Origin of the sequence: Shewanella sp. SG44-6, assembly GCF_014164185.1 — a bacterium.
GTDB classification, from domain to species: Bacteria; Pseudomonadota; Gammaproteobacteria; order Enterobacterales; family Shewanellaceae; genus Shewanella; species Shewanella vesiculosa.
Map to the genome: position 1 here is coordinate 1 of NZ_JACJER010000275.1, position 1,416 is coordinate 1,416.

General features: G+C 40.3%; 1 protein-coding gene. It reads left to right on the forward strand.

Features of this window, described 5'->3' with window-relative positions; genetic code table 11:
• Nucleotides 1–87: 87 nt before the first annotated feature.
• A complete protein-coding gene (locus H5185_RS22135; RefSeq protein WP_182743314.1) occupies nt 88–1,110 on the forward strand; it encodes an IS110 family transposase in 1,023 nt (340 codons plus the stop codon).
• Nucleotides 1,111–1,416: the final 306 nt, after the last annotated feature.

Sequence of the window (1,416 nt, forward strand, 5' to 3'; positions counted from 1 at the left end):
ATAATGAGATGGACCCACCCTTCTAATCGGCTTCATAGTGAGCAATGATAAGTTTGTACACTTTATCAACAAAGGGCGGGTCCGAATATGAAGATTACAACAATTGGTTTAGATATATCAAAGACTATTTTCCACATGTTTGCCGTTAATCAAGCTGGAAAGTTAGTTAAAAAGAGAGTAATTAAGCGTGCCGACTTGCTCAGTGTCTTTGCCCAGTTAGAGCCAACGTTGATTGTGATAGAAGCCTGTGGCGGAGCTAATCATTGGGCTAGAGAATTTATTAAATTAGGGCATCAAGTTAAGCTCATTGCGCCTCAATATGTTGTGCCTTATCGTCGTAAAAACAAAAATGATTTTAATGATGCTGAAGCCATTGCTGAAGCAGCGCAACGACCAAATATGACATTTGTACCGATAAAAAGCGTCGAGCAAGAAGATATTCAAATGGTACTGCGCATGAGAAAGCGACATGTAAAAACGATGGTCGCAATCAACAATCAAGTTAGAGGCTTTCTTGCTGAATATGGTTTATGCGCTGCAAAGGGAAAAACCGCATTAGCGGCTCGGTTGCCTGAATTTATAGATGATGAAAGCAATGAGTTATCGACTTTTGCACGAGAAAGTTTTCGCGAACTTTATGCTGACTTTGTTGCAGCGCAAGAGAAAGTTGAGTTTTACACGAAGAAGATAAATGTTTATACAAGAAATAATCCTATCTGCAAGCGAGTAAAAAGTGTCATTGGTGTAGGCCCAATGACAGCAGCAGAACTATATGCGTCCATAGGTGACGGAAAAATGTTTCATAATGGTCGACATTTTGCTGCTTGGTGCGGATTAACACAAAGACAAAACTCAAGTGGTGGCAAAACCATGCTGTCTGGCATCACGAAAAAAGGGAATCCTCACTTGAGGTCGTCACTAATACATGGAGCACGGGCTGCCTTGCAATATGTTGACGGTAAAGATGATAAATTAAGCCGCTGGGCTTACGAATTAAAGTGTAGAAAGCATAGCAATGTAGCATGTGTGGCTCTGGCCAATAAGCTCGCCAGAATAGCCTGGTCGGTCATCGCAAATGAAGAAGATTACCGACTCGAATATGCTGCATAACAAAGTCATACGATTCAAAATCAACTGATTAATTTAAGTAGTAAGTAACACCGAGTAAAACAAACTCACCACAATTTGCGAAAGATTTTGAAATAATGATAAACAGTCAGACTGTACTACTTTAAAACTGAACTCGTCATTGGCTCTTTAGAAGCCGTCGGAATGATAAAGTTAAAGTAGTTAGCTAATTGCATTAGGGCTGCGGGTATATAAAACACCCGGTTCACAAGCCGGATATATGAAGGCAATGAATTTGTTTATCAACGCTTCGAAATCACTTGCAAAACGGGTGGGTCCATATATGAC